Origin of the sequence: Pseudomonas sp. BT76 TE3572, assembly GCF_050435365.1 — a bacterium.
Classification (GTDB): domain Bacteria; phylum Pseudomonadota; class Gammaproteobacteria; order Pseudomonadales; family Pseudomonadaceae; genus Aquipseudomonas; species Aquipseudomonas fluorescens_W.
The window spans coordinates 950,792-971,619 of sequence record NZ_JBNDKE010000001.1; the positions used below are offsets into that span (position 1 = coordinate 950,792).

Annotated in this window: 25 protein-coding genes; 10 read left to right on the plus strand and 15 right to left on the minus strand. The window is 58.7% G+C overall.

Going from position 1 to position 20,828, the window contains the following annotated elements:
• Positions 1-95 precede the first annotated feature (95 nt).
• From ABH912_RS04430 to modA, 5 genes are all read right to left on the minus strand, one after another.
• A complete protein-coding gene (locus ABH912_RS04430; protein ID WP_033055174.1) occupies positions 96-317 on the minus strand; it encodes a hypothetical protein in 222 nt (73 codons plus the stop codon).
• A 71-nt stretch (positions 318-388) separates the two neighbouring features.
• A complete protein-coding gene (locus ABH912_RS04435; protein WP_429509721.1) occupies positions 389-1,429 on the minus strand; it encodes a DNA topoisomerase IB in 1,041 nt (346 codons plus the stop codon).
• Between the two features lie 75 nt (positions 1,430-1,504).
• Positions 1,505-2,584: a molybdenum ABC transporter ATP-binding protein gene (gene modC / locus ABH912_RS04440; RefSeq protein ID WP_033055172.1), complete on the minus strand. Its 1,080-nt coding sequence runs from the start codon at positions 2,582-2,584 to the stop codon at positions 1,505-1,507.
• Positions 2,585-2,587: 3 nt separating this feature from the next.
• Complete coding sequence (modB, locus tag ABH912_RS04445; RefSeq protein WP_008153716.1) at positions 2,588-3,268, minus strand: molybdate ABC transporter permease subunit; 681 nt, start codon at positions 3,266-3,268, stop codon at positions 2,588-2,590.
• Complete coding sequence (gene modA / locus ABH912_RS04450; RefSeq protein WP_429509722.1) at positions 3,269-4,036, minus strand: molybdate ABC transporter substrate-binding protein; 768 nt, start codon at positions 4,034-4,036, stop codon at positions 3,269-3,271.
• A gap of 249 nt (positions 4,037-4,285) precedes the next feature.
• Between modA and ABH912_RS04455 the strand changes: the two genes are divergently transcribed.
• The gene (locus tag ABH912_RS04455) at positions 4,286-5,344 is read left to right on the plus strand and encodes an IS110 family transposase (RefSeq protein WP_080932109.1); all 1,059 of its coding nucleotides are present in this window, start codon (positions 4,286-4,288) and stop codon (positions 5,342-5,344) included.
• Positions 5,345-5,738: 394 nt separating this feature from the next.
• On the opposite strand, the gene ABH912_RS04460 is transcribed toward ABH912_RS04455, so the two are convergent.
• Positions 5,739-6,803, minus strand: a complete 1,065-nt coding sequence (locus tag ABH912_RS04460) for an NAD(P)H-dependent flavin oxidoreductase (protein ID WP_429509723.1) — start codon at positions 6,801-6,803, stop codon at positions 5,739-5,741.
• A 189-nt stretch (positions 6,804-6,992) separates the two neighbouring features.
• Here ABH912_RS04460 and ABH912_RS04465 point away from each other — a divergent pair, with 189 nt between their 5' ends.
• Positions 6,993-7,976 carry an MDR family oxidoreductase gene (locus ABH912_RS04465; protein ID WP_429509724.1) on the plus strand — a complete coding sequence of 328 codons (984 nt, stop codon included), beginning with the start codon at positions 6,993-6,995 and terminating at the stop codon, positions 7,974-7,976.
• 51 nt (positions 7,977-8,027) lie between these two features.
• A complete protein-coding gene (locus ABH912_RS04470; RefSeq protein WP_429509725.1) occupies positions 8,028-8,516 on the plus strand; it encodes a GyrI-like domain-containing protein in 489 nt (162 codons plus the stop codon).
• Here the strand turns inward: ABH912_RS04470 and ada are convergent.
• The 6 genes from ada to ABH912_RS04500 all read right to left on the minus strand — a co-directional run bounded on the left by ada (position 8,480) and on the right by ABH912_RS04500 (position 12,153).
• Complete coding sequence (ada, locus tag ABH912_RS04475) at positions 8,480-9,553, minus strand: bifunctional DNA-binding transcriptional regulator/O6-methylguanine-DNA methyltransferase Ada (RefSeq protein WP_429513045.1); 1,074 nt, start codon at positions 9,551-9,553, stop codon at positions 8,480-8,482. The genes ABH912_RS04470 and ada overlap by 37 nt on opposite strands.
• Positions 9,554-9,640: 87 nt before the next feature.
• Positions 9,641-10,306: a DNA oxidative demethylase AlkB gene (alkB, locus tag ABH912_RS04480; protein WP_033055166.1), complete on the minus strand. Its 666-nt coding sequence runs from the start codon at positions 10,304-10,306 to the stop codon at positions 9,641-9,643.
• 4 nt (positions 10,307-10,310) lie between these two features.
• Positions 10,311-11,015 carry a 2OG-Fe(II) oxygenase gene (locus tag ABH912_RS04485; RefSeq protein WP_033055165.1) on the minus strand — a complete coding sequence of 235 codons (705 nt, stop codon included), beginning with the start codon at positions 11,013-11,015 and terminating at the stop codon, positions 10,311-10,313.
• Positions 11,012-11,518 (minus strand): methylated-DNA--[protein]-cysteine S-methyltransferase, encoded by a 507-nt coding sequence (locus ABH912_RS04490; protein ID WP_429509726.1) that lies wholly within the window; start codon positions 11,516-11,518, stop codon positions 11,012-11,014. Before ABH912_RS04490 ends, ABH912_RS04485 begins: the two co-directional genes overlap by 4 nt.
• Before the next feature lie 126 nt (positions 11,519-11,644).
• Positions 11,645-11,821 (minus strand): hypothetical protein, encoded by a 177-nt coding sequence (locus ABH912_RS04495; protein ID WP_156363902.1) that lies wholly within the window; start codon positions 11,819-11,821, stop codon positions 11,645-11,647.
• A gap of 29 nt (positions 11,822-11,850) precedes the next feature.
• Positions 11,851-12,153: a DUF1883 domain-containing protein gene (locus ABH912_RS04500; RefSeq protein ID WP_024164534.1), complete on the minus strand. Its 303-nt coding sequence runs from the start codon at positions 12,151-12,153 to the stop codon at positions 11,851-11,853.
• Positions 12,154-12,365: 212 nt separating this feature from the next.
• On the opposite strand from ABH912_RS04500, the gene ABH912_RS04505 reads away from it, so the two are divergent.
• Positions 12,366-12,722 (plus strand): hypothetical protein, encoded by a 357-nt coding sequence (locus tag ABH912_RS04505; protein WP_033055163.1) that lies wholly within the window; start codon positions 12,366-12,368, stop codon positions 12,720-12,722.
• A gap of 72 nt (positions 12,723-12,794) precedes the next feature.
• Positions 12,795-13,025 (plus strand): hypothetical protein, encoded by a 231-nt coding sequence (locus ABH912_RS04510; RefSeq protein WP_008155098.1) that lies wholly within the window; start codon positions 12,795-12,797, stop codon positions 13,023-13,025.
• A gap of 11 nt (positions 13,026-13,036) precedes the next feature.
• Here the strand turns inward: ABH912_RS04510 and ABH912_RS04515 are convergent, their stop codons facing one another.
• Both ABH912_RS04515 and ABH912_RS04520 read right to left on the minus strand, forming a co-directional pair.
• Positions 13,037-13,318, minus strand: coding sequence for a lipoprotein (locus tag ABH912_RS04515; RefSeq protein WP_033055223.1), 282 nt, complete (start codon positions 13,316-13,318; stop codon positions 13,037-13,039).
• Positions 13,319-13,456: 138 nt separating this feature from the next.
• Positions 13,457-13,645 carry a hypothetical protein gene (locus ABH912_RS04520; protein WP_033055162.1) on the minus strand — a complete coding sequence of 63 codons (189 nt, stop codon included), beginning with the start codon at positions 13,643-13,645 and terminating at the stop codon, positions 13,457-13,459.
• A gap of 266 nt (positions 13,646-13,911) precedes the next feature.
• Between ABH912_RS04520 and galU the strand changes: the two genes are divergently transcribed.
• Together galU and gorA are read left to right on the plus strand one after the other, a co-directional pair.
• Complete coding sequence (gene galU, locus ABH912_RS04525) at positions 13,912-14,751, plus strand: UTP--glucose-1-phosphate uridylyltransferase GalU (protein WP_033055161.1); 840 nt, start codon at positions 13,912-13,914, stop codon at positions 14,749-14,751.
• 132 nt (positions 14,752-14,883) lie between these two features.
• Positions 14,884-16,242 carry a glutathione-disulfide reductase gene (gorA, locus tag ABH912_RS04530; RefSeq protein ID WP_429509727.1) on the plus strand — a complete coding sequence of 453 codons (1,359 nt, stop codon included), beginning with the start codon at positions 14,884-14,886 and terminating at the stop codon, positions 16,240-16,242.
• Here gorA and ABH912_RS04535 read toward each other — a convergent pair.
• A complete protein-coding gene (locus ABH912_RS04535; RefSeq protein ID WP_033055159.1) occupies positions 16,239-17,258 on the minus strand; it encodes a DNA-binding protein in 1,020 nt (339 codons plus the stop codon). The genes gorA and ABH912_RS04535 overlap by 4 nt on opposite strands.
• Positions 17,259-17,435: 177 nt before the next feature.
• Here ABH912_RS04535 and ABH912_RS04540 point away from each other — a divergent pair, with 177 nt between their 5' ends.
• From ABH912_RS04540 to ahpF, 3 genes are all read left to right on the plus strand, one after another.
• Positions 17,436-18,380 carry a site-specific integrase gene (locus tag ABH912_RS04540; protein WP_429509728.1) on the plus strand — a complete coding sequence of 315 codons (945 nt, stop codon included), beginning with the start codon at positions 17,436-17,438 and terminating at the stop codon, positions 18,378-18,380.
• 132 nt (positions 18,381-18,512) lie between these two features.
• Positions 18,513-19,076 carry an alkyl hydroperoxide reductase subunit C gene (gene ahpC / locus ABH912_RS04545; RefSeq protein ID WP_007975937.1) on the plus strand — a complete coding sequence of 188 codons (564 nt, stop codon included), beginning with the start codon at positions 18,513-18,515 and terminating at the stop codon, positions 19,074-19,076.
• Positions 19,077-19,213: 137 nt separating this feature from the next.
• On the plus strand, positions 19,214-20,776 hold the full coding sequence (ahpF, locus tag ABH912_RS04550; protein WP_429509729.1) for an alkyl hydroperoxide reductase subunit F: 1,563 nt from the start codon (positions 19,214-19,216) through the stop codon (positions 20,774-20,776).
• The last annotated feature ends 52 nt before the right edge of the window (positions 20,777-20,828 follow it).

Consider the following 20,828-nt stretch of genomic DNA (forward strand, 5'->3'; position numbering starts at 1 on the left):
GGCAGCAAAAAGCCCGCGGGGGAGCGAGCTGTCTGCCGATGGGGTCGCTAATCCTTCAGCTTTTTTCAGTATAGACCCGTGAAAGGCAGGTAGCATCAGCCTTCTCGGACCGTCACTTGTGACCTGGCATTCAGCTGCCGGCATTCACGCCGGGCGTCTTCTTCATGGTCGAAACCGTCACCGATGAAGCCACGGGTTCGAGTATCGGCGATGCGATACCAGACGGCGGCATCGGGTGGTGGATGGCTGGTATCTCCGGCTCGGCGGCCATAGATGATGATCTTGTTGCAACGCTTCACAACGAAAATGTCTTCCATGGCTCACCACAGCTAATTCAGGTTCACAACAACTATAGAAGCCATTTGCGATCGTGCAAAAAATAGACAGGTCAGTTCGTCGCTTCAACGGTTGCACTCATCTTCTCCAAAAACACCGCCAGCCCGACTTCCTCCGCCCTGAGCCCTTTGCGCGCTCGAGGCCTGGGCAGCTCAGCCAGCGCACCCAACAGAAAACCATCGAGCACCGCCGGGTGGATGTAGCACTTGCGGCAGACGGCCGGGGTGTTGCCCAGTTGTTTGGCAACGCTCTTGACCATCTCCACCACATGCCGCTTGGCATCCGACTCAGGTTCCCACTGCCGTTTGCGCAAGACCGCCAACGCCAGCGCGCTGCCGGCCCAGGTGCGGTAGTCCTTGGCAGTGAAGTCGGCACCGGTGAGGGTTTGCAGGTAGGCGTTGACGTCAGAGGAACTGACGGTGTGTCGCTCACCGTTTTCATCCAGGTACTGAAACAGGTTTTGCCCGGGAATTTCCAGGCAGCGTTTGATGATCCGCGCCAGGCGTCGGTCTTTCACGGTGATCTGGTGCTCGACGCCGCTCTTGCCGCGGAATTGGAACAGGATCGCGTTGCCGTTGACCTCGACGTGACGGTTGCGCAGGGTGGTCAGGCCGTAGGAGCGGTTGTCCCGAGCGTACTGGGTGTTGCCGACCCGGATCAGCGTCGCGTCGAGCAAGGTGATGACCGTGGCCATGACTTTGTCGCGACTGAAGCCGGGAGCCGCCAGCAGTGCTTCAAGCTGTTTGCGCAGTTTCGGCAGCGCCAACCCAAAGTCCCGCAAACGTGAGTACTTGTCGGCATCACGCACTTCTCGCCAGCGTGGGTGATAACGGTATTGCTTGCGACCTCGAGCGTCACGGCCGGTGGCTTGCAGATGACCGCGCGGGTCCGCACAGATCCACACATCGGTGTAGGCCGGGGGTACGGCGAGGGCATTGATGCGTTTGATTTCGTCTTGATCGGTAATGCGCTGACCCGCAGGGTCGAAGTAGCAGAACGTGTCGCGTAGTTTCTTGCGGGTGATGCCGGGCTGGGTGTCATCGACGTAATGCAGGTCGGATGGCAGCGCATCGGGTAGCGCGATATCGGGCATGACGGTAGTCCTTGGCGAGGGATCAGGGGCCGTTACAGCCATTGACCGCGCGCCGTTGCAGTCGTGCCAGCGGATTTACGCCAGCACCGCCACCGCCTTGATCTGCGCCCAGAGTTGCTGGCCGGGGTGCACGCCCAATTGGTCCCGGGAGTAACGGGTGATCCGCGCCAGCAGCGGTGTGCCGCCAGCGTCCAGACGGATCAGCACATGGGCGGCATTGTCCGCGCCCATTTCGCTGATCACGGTGACCGGCAGGCGATTGAGGATGCTGCTTTGCTCGACGCTTTGCAGGCTCAGGCTGACATCCCGCGCCTGAACCTTGCAGCGCAGCGCCTGACCTGGAGTCATCGGTGAGTGAGCCACGCGAATGTTCAGGTTCGTGTTCGGCAGTTGAAGGGTCAGCAACTGATAGTCGGGGTCATAGGCACTGACGTGCCCCGCGATTACCACGCCAGCGTCGTCGCCCAGCGCCAGAGGCAGGTCGAGACGGGCCAGCGTTTCGCCAATAGCGCCGCTGGCCAGCGCCTTGCCATGGCTGAGCAGAACAAGGTGATCGGCCAACCGCGCGACTTCATCCTGTGAGTGGCTGACGTACAGTACCGGGATGTCCAGCTCATCATGCAGTCGTTGCAGGTAAGGCAGGATTTCGTTTTTGCGTTGGCTATCCAACGCTGCCAGCGGCTCGTCCATCAGCAACAGTTTCGGGCTGGTGAGCAGGGCGCGGGCGATGCCGACCCGCTGCCGTTCACCGCCGGAAAGGTGCTGCGGATGGCGATCCAGCAAATGGCCGATCCCGAGCAGTTCAGTCGCGTGTGCCATGTCGACCCGTCGCTGTGGGCGAGGAATGCGCTTGAGGCCGAACTGCAGGTTGGCCAGCACCGACAGATGGGGAAACAGGCTGGCTTCCTGGAAAACGTAACCCAACGCCCGTTTGTGGGGCGGCACGAAAATCTTCTTGCCGCTGTCCTGCCAGACTTCATCGTTGACCTGGATGAAACCCTGCTCGGCCTTCTCCAGGCCAGCGATGCAGCGCAGGCAAGTGGTCTTGCCCGAACCGGAGTGACCGTAAAGCGCAGTGACGCCGCGGCCGGGCAATTGCAGATCCACTTCCAGGGCGAACCCCGAGTACCTCAGTTTCAGTCGCGTATGAATCATCGGTCAGCTCCAGCCCGCTTTGGTTTTGCGACTGGAGTAGAGCGCCAGCAACACCATAAAGGAGAACACCAGCATCGCCCCGGCCAGCCAATGGGCCTGGGCGTATTCCATGGCTTCGACGTGATCGTAGATCTGCACCGAGACCACGCGAGTCTTGTCGGGAATATTGCCGCCGATCATCAGCACCACGCCGAATTCACCCACGGTATGGGCGAAACCGAGAATGGCAGCGGTGATGAAACCGGGGCGGGCCAGCGGCAGGATCACGCTGAAAAACGTGTCCCAGGGATTGGCGCGCAAGGTTGCGGCCACTTCCAATGGGCGAGTGCCGATGGCGGAAAAAGCGTTTTGCAGGGGCTGGACCACGAACGGCATCGAGTAGAGCACCGAGCCGATCACTAACCCTGCGAAACTGAACGTGAGGGTGCCGAGTCCCAGCGATTGGGTGAAGTGGCCGACAAACCCGTTAGGGCCGAGCGCCAGCAACAGATAGAAGCCAATCACTGTCGGCGGCAGCACCAGGGGCAGGGCGACGATCGCCCCGACCGGGCCACGCAACCACGAGCGGGTGCGCGACAGCCATAACGCAATCGGAGTGCCGATGACCAGCAGGATAACCGTCGTCAGCGACGCCAGTTTCAGGGTCAGCCAGATGGCGGAAAAGTCGGCACTCGATAGCGTCATTTAGAGTTGGTAACCGTAGGATTTGATAATTGCGGCGGCTTTCGGACCTTTGAGGTAGTCAACCAGCGCCTTGGCAGCCGGGTTGTCCTTGCCTTTGTTGAGGATCACCGCGTCTTGTTTGATCGGGTCGTGCATATCGGCTGGAACGATCCAGGCCGAGCCGCCGGTGACTTTGCCGTCTTTGTAGATCTGCGACAAGGCCACAAAACCCAGTTCAGCGTTGCCGGTGGAGACGAATTGGTAGGCCTGGGTGATGTTCTGGCCTTCAACGATCTTGGTTTTGACCTTGTCGGTCAGGCCCAGCTTGGCCAGTACCTGAGTGGCGGCCAGACCGTAAGGTGCGGCTTTCGGGTTGGCGATGGACAGATGCTGATACTGGTTGTCGCTCAACACTTTGCCTTTGGCATCGACGTAACCTTCTTTCGCCGACCACAGCGCCAGGGTGCCGATGGCGTAGGTGAAGCGCGAGCCCTTGACCGTGTCGCCTTCGGTTTCGAGTTTTTGCGGGGTGGTGTCGTCCGCCGAGAGGAACACCTCGAACGGTGCGCCGTTCTTGATCTGGGTATAGAACTGGCCGGTGGCACCAAAGGAGGTGACCAGTTTATGCCCGGTGTCTTTTTCGAAATCGGCGGCGATCGCCTGAATCGGTGCAGTGAAGTTGGCAGCGACGGCGACCTGGACTTCGTCCGCCTGGGCGGACCCGAAAACGAACACTGCCAGCAGGGTTGCCAGGCAGGTGGGGGCAAAACGTGAGGCACGAATGGTCATGAAACGGCTCCGTGGTAGGCAAGTTCAACGAGGGGGTGAAACGCTATATAGCGGAATATATAGCGAAATGCCTGCAAACGGAATGTGTCGGATGCGCGTTGTTGAGACCACGCATGAACCTGTAATTGGATGGACTCGCCCAAGCCGAGGCGTCAATGCGCCACGGTGGCAGTCTAAGCAGCCAACGACAGCGAGGGCGAGTCCATGAAAAATCATAGTTCGATTGATCAATCCCTGTCTTCTTCCGATTTGTCGGTCTGCACAACCTTGGCGGTCGATCTGGCCAAGCAGGTCTTTCAGGTCGCCGGTGAAGATGTCCTCGGCCAAGTGCGCTACGAGCAGCGGATCAAGTCGCGTGAGGCGTTTTATGAGTTTCTCCAACAGTTGCCACCTCATGTCGTGGTTTTGATGGAGACCGGTCCGGGTGCTCAAGCCTGGGCCCGGCAGCTGCAAGACCAAGGCAATCCGGTGCGGATTCTTCCAGCCGGTTTGGTGGCTACACATCGCAGCGGACCTAAAAATGATCGTAACGATGCGCTGGCGATTCTGCGGGCTGATCGCGATGAAAAAATCTGCGCAGTACCGGTCAAAAGCGTTGCAGCGCTGGCAATGCAGGCGTTGCATCGCACCCGTCAGGGCTATGTGCGTCGACGCACGGCAGTCAGTAATCAGATGCGCGGCCTGCTGCTCGAACACGGCGTGGCCCTGGCGCAGGGCGATGTTGCAATCAGCCAGAAAATTCCGCGGGTACTGGAAGATGCTACCCAGCCGGTGCCGGGGCTGCTGCGTGAACTGATCGACGAACTGTTGGCCGAGTGGCGCCATTTGGGCGAGCGCATCAGCGTGCTGACGGGACGCCTGGAAGTGGCCGCCAACGCCGACATGACGGCGAAGCGACTGATGACGGTGCGCGGCATCGGCCCAGTCACTGCCACTGCACTGGTGGCCAAGGAAACCAAGCCTGAACGATTTCCCAATGCCCGCAAGTTTGCCGCGTACTTTGGCATGGTGCCTGACCAGCACAGCAGCGGGAACACGGTCCGGCTGGGGGACATGACCAAGCGAGGTGATGTTTATTTACGCAGCCTGATGATCCAGGGAGCCCATGCGGTGCTGCAACAACTACGACCTGATTCCCAGCAACCCGATGACCGTCGCTTGTTGCGCTGGATGAGCCGGCTGGGCCGTAAGGAGGCGGCGATCAGGCTAGCCAACCGCAACCTGCGAATCGTCTGGGTGCTTTTACAGAATGACCAGACTTATCGTCGCCACGCGGGTGATGGCCAGCAAGCGACGATGAGCCACTGAGCGACAGAGTTCTGCCACCGAGGTACTAACTGTCCGACCCTTTGCTGAAAAAAAATTGACCCCAGGTAAGACCGGCGTGGATTGATGCCTAAGCTGCTACTGGCCTTCGAGGCCTGACTGTAATCGGCATACCACGAGCTTTTCCAATTTTGGCCAGAGGCCGAAGACGGCTTCCACGAATAGGCCTGATACATAGATGCAACGGGGCGACGGTTTTTCAGAAGCGGGTAGACAGTGGGGGCGAGTCCATACATAGCAGCTGCCGAAGGCTGCGTTCGGCCGCGTAGCGGTCGTAAATCCAGCTGCCACCGTTAGCCTGAAAGACCGCGGTGTCTGGTTTCACGACCGCTGCGCGGCCGAACGCAGCCTTCGGCAGCTGCTACACGGACGTGTCCTAGCGACGAAGCAACTTAGCCAATCCTTCCTTAGCCAGGCGCCGGGTCAGTTCTGCCGTGGTCATTTCAACGCCCAGCGTGAATGCCTGACCCGCCCAGAGATTGCTGAAATCCGCTTCCCCCTTGGCCCGCAACGGCATCAGCGCACCACCCGCCAGAGGGAAGGCCGGTGCTTTGTCGCTCATCGGTCCGAGTTCGCGCATCACCCGATTGAGAATGCCGCGCGCCGGGCGTCCGGTGAAAATGTTAGTGACGGCCGTTTCACTTTCCTTGGCCGTGCGCAACGCCTTGTGATGAGAAGCGCTGACCTTGGCCTCTGGTGTGAACAAGTACGCCGTGCCCACTTGCACCGCCGAAGCCCCCAACAGGAACGCCGCCGCGACGCCTCGCGCATCGGCAATCCCCCCGGCAGCAATCACCGGCACTTTCACCGCATCGACGATCTGCGGCACCAGCGCAAAGAGGCCCACCTGGGTGCTCAGATCATCACTGAGAAACATGCCCCGATGGCCACCGGCCTCGTACCCCATGGCGATAATCGCGTCACAACCCTGCTGTTCGAGCCAGATGGCCTCTTCCACGGTGGTGGCCGAGGAAAGGATTTTCGCTCCAGTGGCTTTCACGCGATCCAGCAGGGATTTTTCCGGCAGACCGAAGTGGAAGCTCACGACTTCAGGGCGAAACTCTTCGACGACTTCGCAGGCTGCGCTATCGAACGGCGCTCGATTGGACACTGGCGTCGGCGCGTCGAAGTCCACGCCAAGTTCCCGGTAGTAGGGTTCCAGCAGATTCTTCCAGTCTTGAGCGCGTTGCTCATCGGCGGCGGGAGTCTGATGGCAGAAGTAGTTGACGTTAATCGGGCGCTGAGTGTGTTGACGAATCGTTTTCAGCTCTTCGCGCAACTGATCGATGCTTAACATGGCTGCCGGCATCGAGCCCAGGCCGCCGGCATTACTGGCTGCGATAACCATGGCCGAATTGGTCGCTCCGGCCATGGGCGCCTGGATGATCGGCAGCTCAATGCCAAGCAGGTCAAGAATGCGGGTGTCTGGCCATTTGCTCATTTGAAGGGTTCTCCGACGTCATAACAGGGCAGGGACGGTAGGACCGTTTTTGTATCAGCAATGACTGATGCAAGGCCAGTCGAGTTTTCGTTCCTTGTGTCACTCTTGGCTGAAAGTCGAGTACGGTGAAAGGTTGCTATGTGTTATTTCAACTGCACGACAACTGAGTGATTCCATCTGGAGGCAGCAATGTTCCAAGGCATTTTGATCGACAAAGACGACAGCGGTTACCGGGCCACACTGCAACAGATCAATGACGATCAACTGCCCGAGGGCGATGTGACAGTACGTGTTGCGTACAGCACGCTGAACTTCAAGGATGGCCTGGCGATCACCGGCAGCAGCCCGGTGGTGCGAAAATTCCCGATGGTGCCGGGGATCGATCTGGCAGGCACTGTCGAAGTCAGCGGGCATCCAGACTACAAGGTCGGTGATCAGGTCGTACTCAATGGCTGGGGCGTTGGTGAAGGGCATTGGGGCGGACTGGCGCAGAAGGCTCGCTTGAATGGCGACTGGCTGATTCCGCTGCCCAAGGCATTCACCACGGCGCAAGCGATGGCCATCGGCACGGCGGGTTATACGGCGATGCTGAGCATCCTGGCGCTGGAACATAATGGCGTGACGCCCGAGCAGGGCGAAGTTTTGGTCACAGGCGCCAATGGCGGCGTAGGCAGTTTTGCCATCGCACTGCTGAGCAAGCTCGGCTATCGGGTGGTCGCGTCTACGGGCCGCACCTCTGAACACGATTACCTCAAGCAACTGGGCGCCAGCGAAATCATCGACCGCGCCACGCTGTCCGAGCCGGGCAAACCCTTGGCCAAGGAGCGTTGGGCGGCGGTCATCGACTCGGTCGGCAGCCACACCCTGGCCAATGCCTGTGCCAGCACCAAGGCCAACGGCACTGTCGCCGCATGTGGCCTGGCGCAAGGCATGGACTTCCCGGCGTCAGTCGCACCGTTCATTTTGCGCGGCGTGACCCTGGCCGGGATCAACAGCGTGACTCAGCCCAAAGCCAAGCGGATACTGGCCTGGAATCGTCTGGCCAAGGATCTAGACTTCACCTTGTTGCCGCTGATCAGCCACGAAATCGGCTTGAGCGAAGTGATCGAGGCGGCACCGCGATTGCTCGCCGGTCAATTGCGTGGGCGGGTGGTGGTTGACGTCAATCGTTGATGGTCTCACCGCCAATCAAACAAAAAACGACAGAGACAAGGATTATCGACCATGGATGTAAAGCAGCGTGAAGTGCGGCCCTTTAGCGTCTCGGGCCTGCAAGTGCGCACCTGCAATGCCGCAGAGCAGCAACCAGACACTGCGCGCATCGGCCCGATGTGGGAACAATTCTTCGTTGAGGGAATCTTCGACAAGATCGCCCACAAGCAGCCGGATTCGTTTGTGTACGGCGTCTATTCCAACTACGAGTCGGACGCTTCGGGCTACTTCGATGTGACTGCGGGGGTGGCGGTCACCGCGCCTTCCGAGGACTTTGCGCAGGTTCAGGTGCAGGGAGGCGAATACCTGGTGTTCAGCGCCCAAGGGGCGATGCCAGACAGCGTCATTCAGGCGTGGGGCCTGATCTGGGCCTACTTTAAGGACAACCCGCAGATTTGCCGCTCGTTCGCCACAGATTTCGAGGTCTATACCAGCCCGGATTCAGTGTCGGTCTATATCGGCATTCAGGACTCAGACGGGTTTTCGCGCTCAAGCAACTGACGCTTGCGCTCCACACCCCAGCGATAGCCCGAAAGGTTGCCGTCGCTGCGCACCACGCGGTGGCACGGAATCGCCACCGCCAGGTTGTTCGCGCCGCAGGCTTGAGCCACGGCGCGCATTGCTTTTGGCGCGCCGATTCGTTGAGCGATATCGGCGTAGCTGGCGGTGCAACCAGCGGGAATCTCCCGCAGGGCTTGCCAGACCCGTTCTTGAAAAGCGGTACCACGAACATCCAGCGGCAAGTCCAGGCCCAGGGCCGGCGCTTCGATAAAACCTACAACCTTGGCGATCAGTTGTTCGAACCTGTGATCGGCGCCAATCAGATTCGCACGCCGAAACTTGTCCTGCAGATCGCAGACCAGTTGGTGCGGGTCATCGCCCAACAGGATCGCGCAAACACCCCGTTCACTCTGCGCCACCAGAATCGCCCCCAGGGAACACTGACCGACAGCAAAACGAATGTCGTTGTTCTGACCGGCCGCGCGGTAATCACCGGGTTTCATGCCCAATAACTGATCGGCGGCTTCATAGAAACGGCTGTTGGAGTTGAAACCGGCGTCATACAGCGCGTCGGTCACTGAGCCCCCATCCGTGAGTCGCTCACGAACCCTGCGGGAGCGATGGGCCGCAGCGTAACCCTTGGGCGTCAGACCGGTCACCGCTTTGAACACCCGATGGAAGTGAAAGCTACTCAGGCCCGCAGCAGAGGCCAACTCGCTCAGAACAGGCAGATTCTCCGCGGTTTCAATCTGGCGGCATGCGGCCGCCACGGTCGCGGCATGTTGCGCGGCGACGTCGCTTTGATCCTTCGCGGCTCGTTTGCTAGGCCGATAACCCGCGGCTTGTGCCTGCTCGGCCGTATCGAAAAACTCGACGTTCTGCGGTTTCGGCAAGCGCGCCAGGCTGCTGGGGCGACAGTAAATGCCGGTGGTTTTCACCGCATACACAAACTGTCCGTCTGCCCGGGGATCACGGGCGACGACGGCGGCCCAGCGAGGATCGTTCTCGGTGGCGATCTTTGTCGAATGGCTTGTCATGGCTTCATGTCCGTTGATCCGTTTCATGCAGATTAACCAGCCGACAGGGTCGCAGCACCCCGGGTCTTGCGGTCGAATTCGAAGGCTTCATCCAGCGGTACGAAAAGTGAAGTTGATCCGTTGTTCGCCCAGTCGCGGGTGTTGGCCGTCCTTGATCGGCAAGACGCCGTGATAACGCAAGCGATCCACGCCGCCCCAGACCACGATGTCGCCATGCAACAGAGGCACTCGTTGGCTTTTATCGCTGCGCTCGAAACCGCCGAACAGGAACACCGCCGGCAATCCCAGGGACACTGAAACAATGGGCGCTGCGTAGGAAACTTCGTCTTTGTCCTGGTGCAAAGACATCTTGGCTCCGGGAACATAACGGTTGATCAGGCATGAATCAGGCACGAAATCCGCGAACCCTGCTTCCCGCGCCGCCGCTTGTGCCAGTTCGAAAAACACCTCGGGCATTGTCGGCCAGGGTTTTCCGGTCAGCGGATCATGGCGGGTATAGCGATAACCGCTGCGGTCGGTGGTCCAGCCCAGCGCGCCGCAACTGCTCAAGGCCACCGACATGGTAAAGCCCCCGGGCGTGATCATCTGCCGAAACGGTGCCGCCGCCAGAACGGCGTCCAGTGCAGGCAGCAGCTGATCCAGCCAGGGCAGGGCAAAGCCTCTGAGGACGCAGGACTGTTCACCGATCCGATCGAGCCTGGGTTGCTGCTCGGGTTCGGCGTCGGCAAACAAGTCGAAGGTGATCGGGTTCATGGGGTCATAACGCGTCGTGAAAGATGATTCCAAGGGTATGCCGTTTTCCACTGTGCAGGCGACTCACGCCGTGGCGCAGGGTGACTCGGTAATAGCCACGAACGCCTTTGACCGGTCGTTGGTTGACGGCGAAGATCAGCGCGTCGCCTTTCTTCAGGCCAATGACTTGGGGGCGCGATTGCATTCGTGGGCGCTGTTCGGTCAGCACGAACTCGCCACCGGTGAAGTCTTCGTCCGGCTCTGATAGGAGAATCGCCACTTGCAGCGGGAAGACGTGTTCGCCGTACAGGTCCTGATGCAAGCAGTTGTAGTCCTGCGGTCCATATTGCAGCAACAACGGCGTCGGGCGTTCCTGACCGGCGGCATGGCAGCGTTCGAGGAACGCTTCATGGGTTTCCGGGAAACGGGTCGGCAGGTCCATGTGCTCGTACCAGCGATTGGCTATCGGCACCAGTCTCGGGTAAAGCGCACTGCGCAAACGGGCGACGATGTCCGGCAATGGGTACCGAAAGTATTTGTACTCGCCACGGCCAAAGCCGTGACGAGCCATGATCACTTGCGAGCGAAACGGTTCGGCGCTGGCATACAGAGTGCTGATTTCATCGCACATCTTGTGGCTTAACAGCGACCGGATGATCGCGCAGCCATCCTGATCGAGCTGCTGTTCCAGCATGACCCAGTCCAGTCTGTCGAGAAATTGCGCACTCATCGCTGCGCCTCACGCTCCAGCAGCTGCCGTTTGCGCTCCAGCCCCCAACGGTAGCCGCCGAGGCTGCCATCCTGACGCAACACCCGATGGCACGGCACGATAACCGCCAGCGGGTTTGCTCCGCAGGCATTGGCCACCGCCCGAAAAGCCGTGGGTTGGCCCAGTTGTCGTGCGATATCCAGATAGCTGGCGGTTTCACCCACCGGTATGTGCCGCAGGGCATCCCAGACTCGCCGTTGAAAAACGCTGCCTGTCAGATCCAGTGGCAAATCCAGGGTGGTGCGTGGGTCTTCGAGGTGGCGCAGGGTTTGTTCCAGCGCAGGCATCAAGCCTTCATCGCGCTGCGGTGCTTGTGGGCCGGGGAAGCGTTGCGAAAGATCGCGTTCCAGCGTGGCCAGATCATCACCGATCAGCAACGCACACAAACCCTCGGCGCTGAACGCGAGCAGCAAGACGCCAAGGCTGGAAGTGCCGCTGATGAAGCGAATCGAGGAAGTAGACATGTTCTGACTCCTTAACCAAAGGTTGAGGTGGCCAGTCTAGGGAGCGGGGATGGAGGGAACACTCCGGCGCTTGCGGTTGAATTCCAGAGGCAGGAGCAGACGTCCACGTTGTCGCTCCGGATCCCGTTACAGCGCTTTGCTGACGCTTATTTCGCTGATGACGTCTTCGCTCGAGCCATGAAGAGCATCCAGCGCAGCCTTGGCTTCTTCTTCGGTGCCGTTTTCAAGCTGGGCAAATTCGAAGCGACGCTCACCATTGAGTTTGTATTTGATGACGTACTTGGTCGTTTGAGCCACGGTCATACCTGCCTGTCTTGGTGTTTGGGTGTCACTCAGCTCAGTTTCGTGCTGGAGCGGCGGATGATCTTGATGGTGTGAGTCAGGGTCGGTTTGCGCGTCACGCTGATCGGCCGGCGGTTGACCGTGTCGATGGTGATGTTCCAGAAACCGGTGCTTGGCGCAGTAATCCGGGCCGGGAAGGTGTCGAATGCTCCACCATGGTAAGTGTGGCGACCGCCATTTTTGAAGCTGCGGAAATTGGCGTCGTTCATCAAGCGGATATTGCATGTTTGGGAGCATTGGATGACGACGATGTCGTCTTCGTTGAGGTGCTCGCGCTGGTGGATAAATTTCATGAGGCGCCTCCAGAAGGGCTTTTTCTACAAAATCAAAACGATAGCATGTGCGATTGGCGCAGTTTATCAGCCCGAACGGGTTATTATCCGGTCGTCGAGGTCTGCTTTGACAATTAAAAACAGTTATACGGAATTCTATGTGCGATAAACGCAGCAAGCCTCGGAGAAAAACAGCATTTGTACTGTCGGAGTGTCTTTATCGGAGGTTTTGTATGAAGTGGGGTGTACTGGTCCTGCCTATGGCGATAGCGATGAGTGGTTGTGCAACTGTCTCGGAGATCAATGAGACGCTGCCGACCATGAGCGTGATTTCAGGAAAGAAACCTCATGAGTACGCGCAATGCCTGACCGAAAAACTGGCCAGCAGCCGGGGCGCCCTGCAAGTCGAGCCGCACAAGGACGGAATGCGAGTCATCGTGCCGCAGAAGTTCTCCTCGGGCCCGGCCGCGGTATTTGATATCGAAGACCGCTCCACTGGCAGCAGCATCAAGCTGCATGAGCGCATTTCCAATGTGCCGTTGCGTCCCATGGATGTACGTAATGCCGCTACGGCGTGCATTTCCGGCTGATAGACTGTCGCCCGTCAGCACCGATGCCGCCAAAGCAACGCTTTGGCGGCATTGTCATTTCTGGAGTCGAGCATGAAGCGAGAGCAGGTACGGGAGCGCCATGCAGAGGGTCACATCTCTGCCACCCACGTGATTCAGAATCCGGCGAATCCGGGAGAATGGATCGTGTTTTTCAAGAAAAGCGCCGGGCGCAGTTATTTTCTGGTGGATGAAAACGACGAAGTCGAATCCTTCAGCAGCCTCGATGAGTTGATCGAGACGGTGCGCGGTCTCGGGATCAAGTTCGCCGAAATTCACATGTAGGGCAGTGCGCCTTACTTGCAGACCACCACGACGCTGCGGTTCTTGAAGTTGCCGACGTCGACACCCAGCGTCTTGTCGCTTTCCTTGGGCGAAGGTGATCCGTCGGTACCGACGATCCGATAGCCGGTGCCGGCGCAAGAGGCATCGGCTTTTTCGTAGCAGGTCGCCCAGGAATTGGCTTCCCCGGAGCAGTCGATTGCCAGGCCTTGCTCGCCGTTGTTCAGGTAGGTCGTTTCCGAAGTGGCGCAGCCGCTCAGGGCCAGTACCGCGATCAGGGGCAAAAATTTATTCATGTCGTTGTCGTCGTCAGGATGAAGGGGCTGAGCCTGTGACAGCGCTGGCATCAAAAGGTTATAGCGAATGGCCACTTGTTTGCAGGCAATCACAAAAAAGCCCTGCGCGAGCAGGGCTTGGGTCGAGTCGGGTGCTTCTCAGGACTTGTCCTTGCCGCGACGCTTCGGGGCTGGGTGTTCGAGCTCTAACACGGATGCCACTTCAATCGCCAACGCCTCGGTCGGGAAAGGCCCAGCAATATTCTCGCCACTGGCACTGTCTACCCACCACTGGCCGTCTTTCGCCTGATTGATCAGGAACCCGTTGACACTTTTTGCTACCGACATCTATCTGCCTCGTTGGCTGGTTCAATCGCGCAATGATAGCGCCAAATGCACTCAACCGGTGCTGATGGTGTAGGGTTGTGCTATTCGCGGCCGTGCAGATCTGATGGTCTGTGCTATCTATAAAGGCTGCGGAGCTATCTCGGGAACTATCCGCGAAAATATTTCTCTATGATGGCATTGGTTGGCCAGTGCGGGGCATTGTAAGGTGCGCGCCGCCTGATTAGACTGCGCCGAAACTCGTACACACAGCCCTATCAAGGACTTTTATGATCAAAAAATGCTTGTTCCCAGCAGCCGGTTACGGTACTCGCTTCCTGCCAGCGACTAAAGCCATGCCCAAAGAAATGCTGCCGGTGGTAAACAAGCCACTGATCCAGTACGGCGTCGAAGAAGCACTGGACGCTGGGTTGACCGAAATTTCCATCGTCACTGGTCGCGGCAAACGCGCTCTGGAAGACCACTTCGACATCAGCTACGAGCTGGAAAACCAGATCAAGGGCACCGACAAGGAAAAATACCTGGTCGGCATCCGTAAACTGTTGGACGAGTGCTCGTTCTCCTACACTCGCCAGACCGAAATGAAAGGCCTGGGCCACGCCATTCTGACTGGCCGCCCGCTGATCGGCGACGAACCGTTCGCGGTAGTGCTGGCGGACGACTTGTGCGTCAACCTTGAAGGCGACGGCGTCCTGACCCAGATGGTCAAGCTGTACGAGCAGTATCGCTGCACCATCGTTGCGATCCAGGAAGTGGATCCGCTGGAAACCAACAAGTACGGTGTGATCTCCGGCGAACTGATCGCTGATGATTTGTACCGCGTTCGCAACATGGTCGAAAAACCAGCCCCGGAAGACGCACCGTCGAACCTGGCGATCATCGGTCGTTACATCCTGACGCCTGATATCTTCGAGCTGATCAAACAAACCGAGCCAGGAAAAGGCGGCGAGATTCAAATCACCGACGCCCTGATGAAGCAGGCGAAAAACGGTTGCGTGATTGCCTACAAGTTCAAAGGCAAGCGTTTTGACTGCGGTGGCGCTGAAGGCTACATCGAGGCCACCAACTTCTGCTTCGAGAACTTCTACAAGACTGGCAAGGCTTACTGATAGCCTCTGACCCACTTGTATTGAAAAGCCACCTTCGGGTGGCTTTTTCATTTTCCGTCCCCATATCGTTTGCAGCGCTTGCCCAACGGATGTCTGCGGGTATGCTTGTGGACTGCCGAGGAGATTGAAAAAATGGCCTACGATTTTGACCTTTATGTGATTGGCGCCGGTTCCGGCGGTGTGCGGGCTGCGCGTTTTGCTGCCGGTTTTGGCGCGAAAGTGGCGGTGGCCGAGAGCCGCTACCTGGGTGGCACTTGTGTGAACGTCGGCTGCGTGCCGAAGAAGCTGCTGGTCTACGGCGCGCACTTCGCCGAAGACTTCGAGCAGTCTTCGGGTTTTGGCTGGACGCCGGGCGAAGCGAAATTCGATTGGGCTACGCTGATCGCCAACAAGGATCGCGAGATTAATCGCCTGAACGGCATCTATCGCAACCTGCTGGTTAATAGCGGCGTGACCTTGCATGAAGGCCACGCCAAAATCGTTGATCCGCACCAGGTCGAGATCAATGGCGAGCGCTACACCGCCAAAAACATCCTGATTGCTACCGGTGGATGGCCACAGATTCCGGAAATTCCGGGGCATGAGCATGCAATCAGTTCCAACCAGGCGTTCTTCCTCAAAGAACTGCCCAAGCGCGTTCTGGTGGTAGGCGGTGGTTACATCGCCGTCGAATTCGCCGGGATCTTCCACGGTCTGGGTGCCGACACCACGTTGCTTTATCGCGGTGAGCTGTTCCTGCGCGGCTTCGACGGTGCAGTGCGCAAACACCTGCAGGAAGAGCTGACCAAGCGCGGCATGAACCTGCAATTCAACGCCGACATCGAACGTATCGACAAGCAATCCGATGGCAGCCTGAAGGTAACCCTCAAGGACGGCCGAGAGCTGGAAGCGGATTGTGTGTTCTACGCCACCGGTCGACGTCCGATGCTCGACAACCTAGGGCTGGAAAACACCGGCGTCAAACTCGACAAGAAAGGTTTCGTCGAGGTCGACGAGCAGTATCAGACGGCTGAGCCGTCGATTCTGGCGCTTGGCGATGTGATCGGTCGGGTTCAGTTGACGCCGGTCGCACTGGCCGAGGGCATGGCCGTTGCGCGTCGTTTGTTCAAGCCTGAGCAGTATCGCCCGGTCGATTACAAGATGATCCCGACCGCTGTGTTCAGCTTGCCGAACATCGGCACGGTCGGTTTCACTGAGGAGGAGGCCCGTGAGGCCGGTCACGATGTGGTGATCTTCGAAAGCCGCTTCCGTCCAATGAAACTGACCCTGACCGAATGTCAGGAGCGCACCCTGATGAAACTGGTGGTGGACGCCAAGACCGACAAGGTTCTGGGCTGTCACATGGTCGGTCCGGAGGCTGGTGAAATCGTTCAGGGTCTGGCGATCGCCTTGAAAGCTGGCGCGACCAAGCGCGATTTCGATGAAACCATCGGCGTGCACCCGACTGCCGCCGAAGAGTTCGTCACCATGCGCACGCCGGTCGCGGGTTAATCGTCCTTTTGCGGCTCTGATGCGTCTGGCGCTGTTGCAATGACGGCCGCCAGCCGCACGCGCTCATCGAGGCTCACCTGAGTCTTGAGCAACTCAATTTCCAGCGTTTTGTTTATCTGCGACTGTTCGTCGACACTCTGTTTCAGCGACTGGCTTTCCAGCAAGGCTGCGCGCAAGCGTTCCTGGAGGAGGGTGCGTTCGCTGTCGATACGGTTCACCTGTTCCAGCAGCTGATCCTGTCGAGCGTTGGTTTGCTTGAGTTGATCCTGCAGCAGGCTCAACTCTCTGAGGGTGCCACGGTTCTCCGTCAGCAAGCGCTCGTTGTCACGGTGCAGTTGTGTGATCTCATCCTGGCGCACCAATGCGCTCTGCTGGGCCTGGCGCAACTCCATCTGAATCTGCTGCACCTGGCTTTCGTGGCGGCGTTGCTCCTGCTCGCGCTGTTCTTTGACGGCGTTGCGATAGTGTTCCAGGGCGTCGCGAGCGTGCAGGTGTTTTTCTTCCAATGAGCGGATCTGCTCATCCTTGTCTTGCAAGCGTAATTCGAAATCGGCCAGCGCCTGGTTCAGACCGGCGTTGCGGGTTTGTTCGGTCTGCAGCATGGCGCGGGTTTCGAGCAGGGCCTCGGACTCTTGGGTCAGTGCCAGGCTTTGAATCTCGTATTGTTTATGCAATTCGCCATTGGCTTGTTGAGCTTCCGTCAGCTGTATTTCCAGCTCTTTACGCTGCTGATCGAACTGCGCGCGTGCCTGATCAATGGGCTCTTGTGCCTGTTCCTTGAGGCGTTGCGCCAGGCGTGAAACCAAGTCCGCCAGCTCACCATCAATGGGTTCTGGCGGCACTTCGGTGCGCTCGGCGCCGTTATCCAGCTCCTTCAAATAGCGATGAATCGTGGTTTTCGAGCCCGTGTTGCCCATCTCGATCCGTACCGCATCAATGCTGGGGTTTTCGCCGCGAGCCAAAATTGCCAGGCGTGCTGCCTGGACCACTGCTTTATTAACGCCGCCACGAGCCATGAGTTCTCCTACGATTTCGTACTGTGGTACATGCCACCTAAGTACACAATGTACCACGCTAAAGTAAAACTTAAAATACGATGAGTATTCACACGGGATATACTGGTATTACCCCGTGTGATCAGCCTTGCGGCGCGTTTTCACCCGCCAAAGCGGTACGTTTTAGAGAGTGAGCCGATGACTGAGCTGGATCGTTACCTGCAAGCCGCCACCCGCGACAACACCCGTCGCAGCTACCGGGCGGCTATCGAGCATTTCGAAGTCAGTTGGGGCGGCTTCCTGCCGGCGACCAGCGACAGCGTCGCGCGCTACCTCGTCGCTCACGCAGGCGTGCTGTCGATCAATACCTTGAAGTTGCGTTTGTCAGCACTGGCGCAATGGCACAACAGTCAGGGTTTTCCTGACCCCACCAAGGCGCCGGTGGTGCGCAAGGTCTTCAAGGGCATTCGCGCGCTACACCCGGCTCAGGAAAAACAGGCCGAGCCCTTACAGCTTCAGCATCTGGAGCAAGTGGTTGCCTGGTTGGAGCAAGAAGCGCAAACCGCAAAATCCGAGCACGATCAACCGGCCCTTTTGCGGGCCAGGCGCGACCGGGCGCTGATTCTGTTGGGCTTCTGGCGCGGCTTTCGCAGCGATGAGTTGTGCCGGTTACAGATCGAGCACGTGCAAGCGGCTGCCGGCTCAGGCATCACGCTCTATTTGCCGCGATCCAAGAGTGACCGCGAAAACCTCGGCAAGACTTACCAGACGCCAGCGTTGCAGCGACTGTGCCCGGTGCAGGCGTACATCGACTGGATCACCGAAGCCGCGCTGGTGCGTGGGCCGGTATTCCGGGGCGTCGACCGTTGGGGCCACTTGAGCGAGGAGGGTTTGCACGCCAACAGCGTGATCCCGTTGCTGCGCCAGGCGCTGGAGCGCGCCGGCATCCCGGCCGAGCACTACACCAGTCACTCCTTGCGGCGCGGCTTTGCCACCTGGGCTCATCAGAGCGGGTGGGACTTGAAGTCGTTGATGAGTTACGTGGGCTGGAAGGATATGAAGTCCGCCATGCGCTATGTTGAAGCCAGCCCGTTTCTCGGGATGACACCGCTCGCGGAAAAAACCATTGGCGCTGCTAAGTAAGTTTTCTTCTATTAATACGTCCGGCTAATAGCGAAAACCAATGAGCAGCATGAGCTTTGCCAATGAGCCATCCGGCAATCGAGTCGGTAGGATCCACTCCATCAACTTCTCAACCCTGACGGAGAGTCACCGATGCCTATCATCAACAGCCAAGTTAAACCGTTCAAAGCTGACGCCTTCAAAAATGGCGACTTCGTAAAAGTGTCGGACGCTGACCTGAAAGGCAAGTGGTCTGTCGTGTTCTTCTACCCAGCCGACTTCACCTTCGTTTGCCCGACCGAGCTGGAAGACCTGGCTGACAACTACGACGCGTTCCAGAAGCTGGGCGTCGAGATCTACAGCGTTTCCACCGATACCCACTTTGCCCACGCTGCCTGGCACAACACTTCGCCAGCCATCGGCAAAATTCAGTACACCATGATCGGCGACCCGACTCACGCCATCTCCCGCAACTTCGACGTACTGATCGAAGAGGCTGGTCTGGCTGACCGTGGCACCTTCGTGATCAACCCTGAAGGCCAGATCAAAATCGTCGAACTGAACGACGGCGGTGTGGGTCGTGACGCTTCCGAGCTGCTGCGCAAAATCAAGGCTGCTCAGTACGTCGCTGCTCACCCAGGCCAGGTTTGCCCAGCCAAGTGGAAAGAAGGCGAGGCCACTCTGGCTCCGTCCCTGGACCTGGTCGGCAAGATCTAAGTCTGTGGATCGCATCATCAGGGCGGGTTTCCGCACCTAAGTAAGCTGCAACCGCCCTCAAAAACGCCCGGGCGAGATTCGCTCGGGCGTTTTTTTATGTCTGCTTTTTATGAAATACCAGAAAGGAAATCGCCCGTATGTTGGACGCCAATCTTAAAGCCCAGTTGAAATCGTACCTGGAACGGGTCACCCAGCCGATCGAGATCGTTGCCTCCCTCGACGACGGTGCGAAATCCCAGGAAATGCTCGAACTCTTGAAAGACGTTGCCAGTCTTTCCAGCCAAATTACCTTGCTCGACAACGGTGACGATGCACGTAAACCATCGTTCTCGATCAACCGCCCGGGTGCCAATATCAGCCTGCGTTTCGCCGGCATCCCGATGGGCCATGAATTCACATCCCTCGTGCTGGCCCTGCTGCAAGTCGGCGGTCACCCTTCGAAGGCCAGCGTTGAAGTGATCGAACAGATCCGTTCGCTCAAAGGCGAGTTCAACTTCGAGACTTACTTCTCGCTGTCCTGCCAGAACTGCCCGGACGTGGTCCAGGCATTGAACCTGATGGCCGTCCTTAACCCGAACATTCGCCACGTCGCCATTGACGGCGCGCTGTTCCAGGCCGAAGTCGATGACCGTCAGATCATGGCCGTGCCAAGCATTTACCTGAACGGCGTGAACTTCGGTCAGGGTCGTATGGGCCTGGAAGAGATCCTCGCCAAGATCGACACCAGCGGCATCGAGCGTCAGGCCGAGAAGATCAGTGCGAAACAAGCGTTTGACGTACTGGTCGTCGGCGGTGGCCCGGCCGGTGCTTCGGCCGCGATCTACGCGGCTCGTAAAGGCATTCGTACCGGTGTGGCGGCTGAACGTTTTGGTGGGCAGGTGCTCGACACCATGGCCATCGAGAACTTCATCTCCGTGCAGGAAACTGAAGGGCCGAAACTGGCTGTGGCGCTGGAAGAGCACGTCAAGCAATACGACGTCGACATCATGAACCTGCAACGCGCCGACAAGTTGGTGCCGGGCAAGAACGGCGAGTTGCACGAAGTCCACTTCGCCAGCGGCGCGACCCTGAAAGCCAAGACTGTGATCCTGGCGACCGGTGCGCGGTGGCGTGAAATGAGCGTCCCGGGTGAGCAGCAATACCGCAACAAAGGCGTGGCGTACTGCCCGCACTGCGACGGTCCGCTGTTCAAAGGCAAGCGCGTGGCGGTGATTGGCGGCGGTAACTCCGGCGTCGAAGCGGCCATCGACCTGGCGGGTATCGTGTCCCACGTCACACTGCTGGAGTTCGACGTGCAGCTGCGCGCCGATGCGGTCTTGCAGCGCAAGTTGCACAGCCTGCCGAATGTCACTGTCATCACCCGTGCGCAAACCACTGAAGTGTTGGGCGACGGTCAGAAGGTCAACGGCCTGCGCTACAAGGATCGTCAGTCGGACGAGTTGCGTACCGTCGAGCTGGAAGGGATCTTCGTGCAGATCGGTTTGCTGCCCAACACCGATTGGCTCAAAGGCACCATCGAGTTGTCGCCTCGCGGTGAGATCATCGTCGATGCCCGCGGTGAGACTTCAATGCCGGGCGTGTTCGCTGCCGGTGACGTGACAACCGTGCCTTACAAGCAGATCGTGATTGCGGTGGGCGAGGGCGCCAAGGCTTCCTTGAGCGCATTCGATCACTTGATCCGGACCTCGGCTCCGGCATAAAACCCGACACTGAAAACACCAAAACCCCATGAGCGGTCATGGGGTTTTTTTG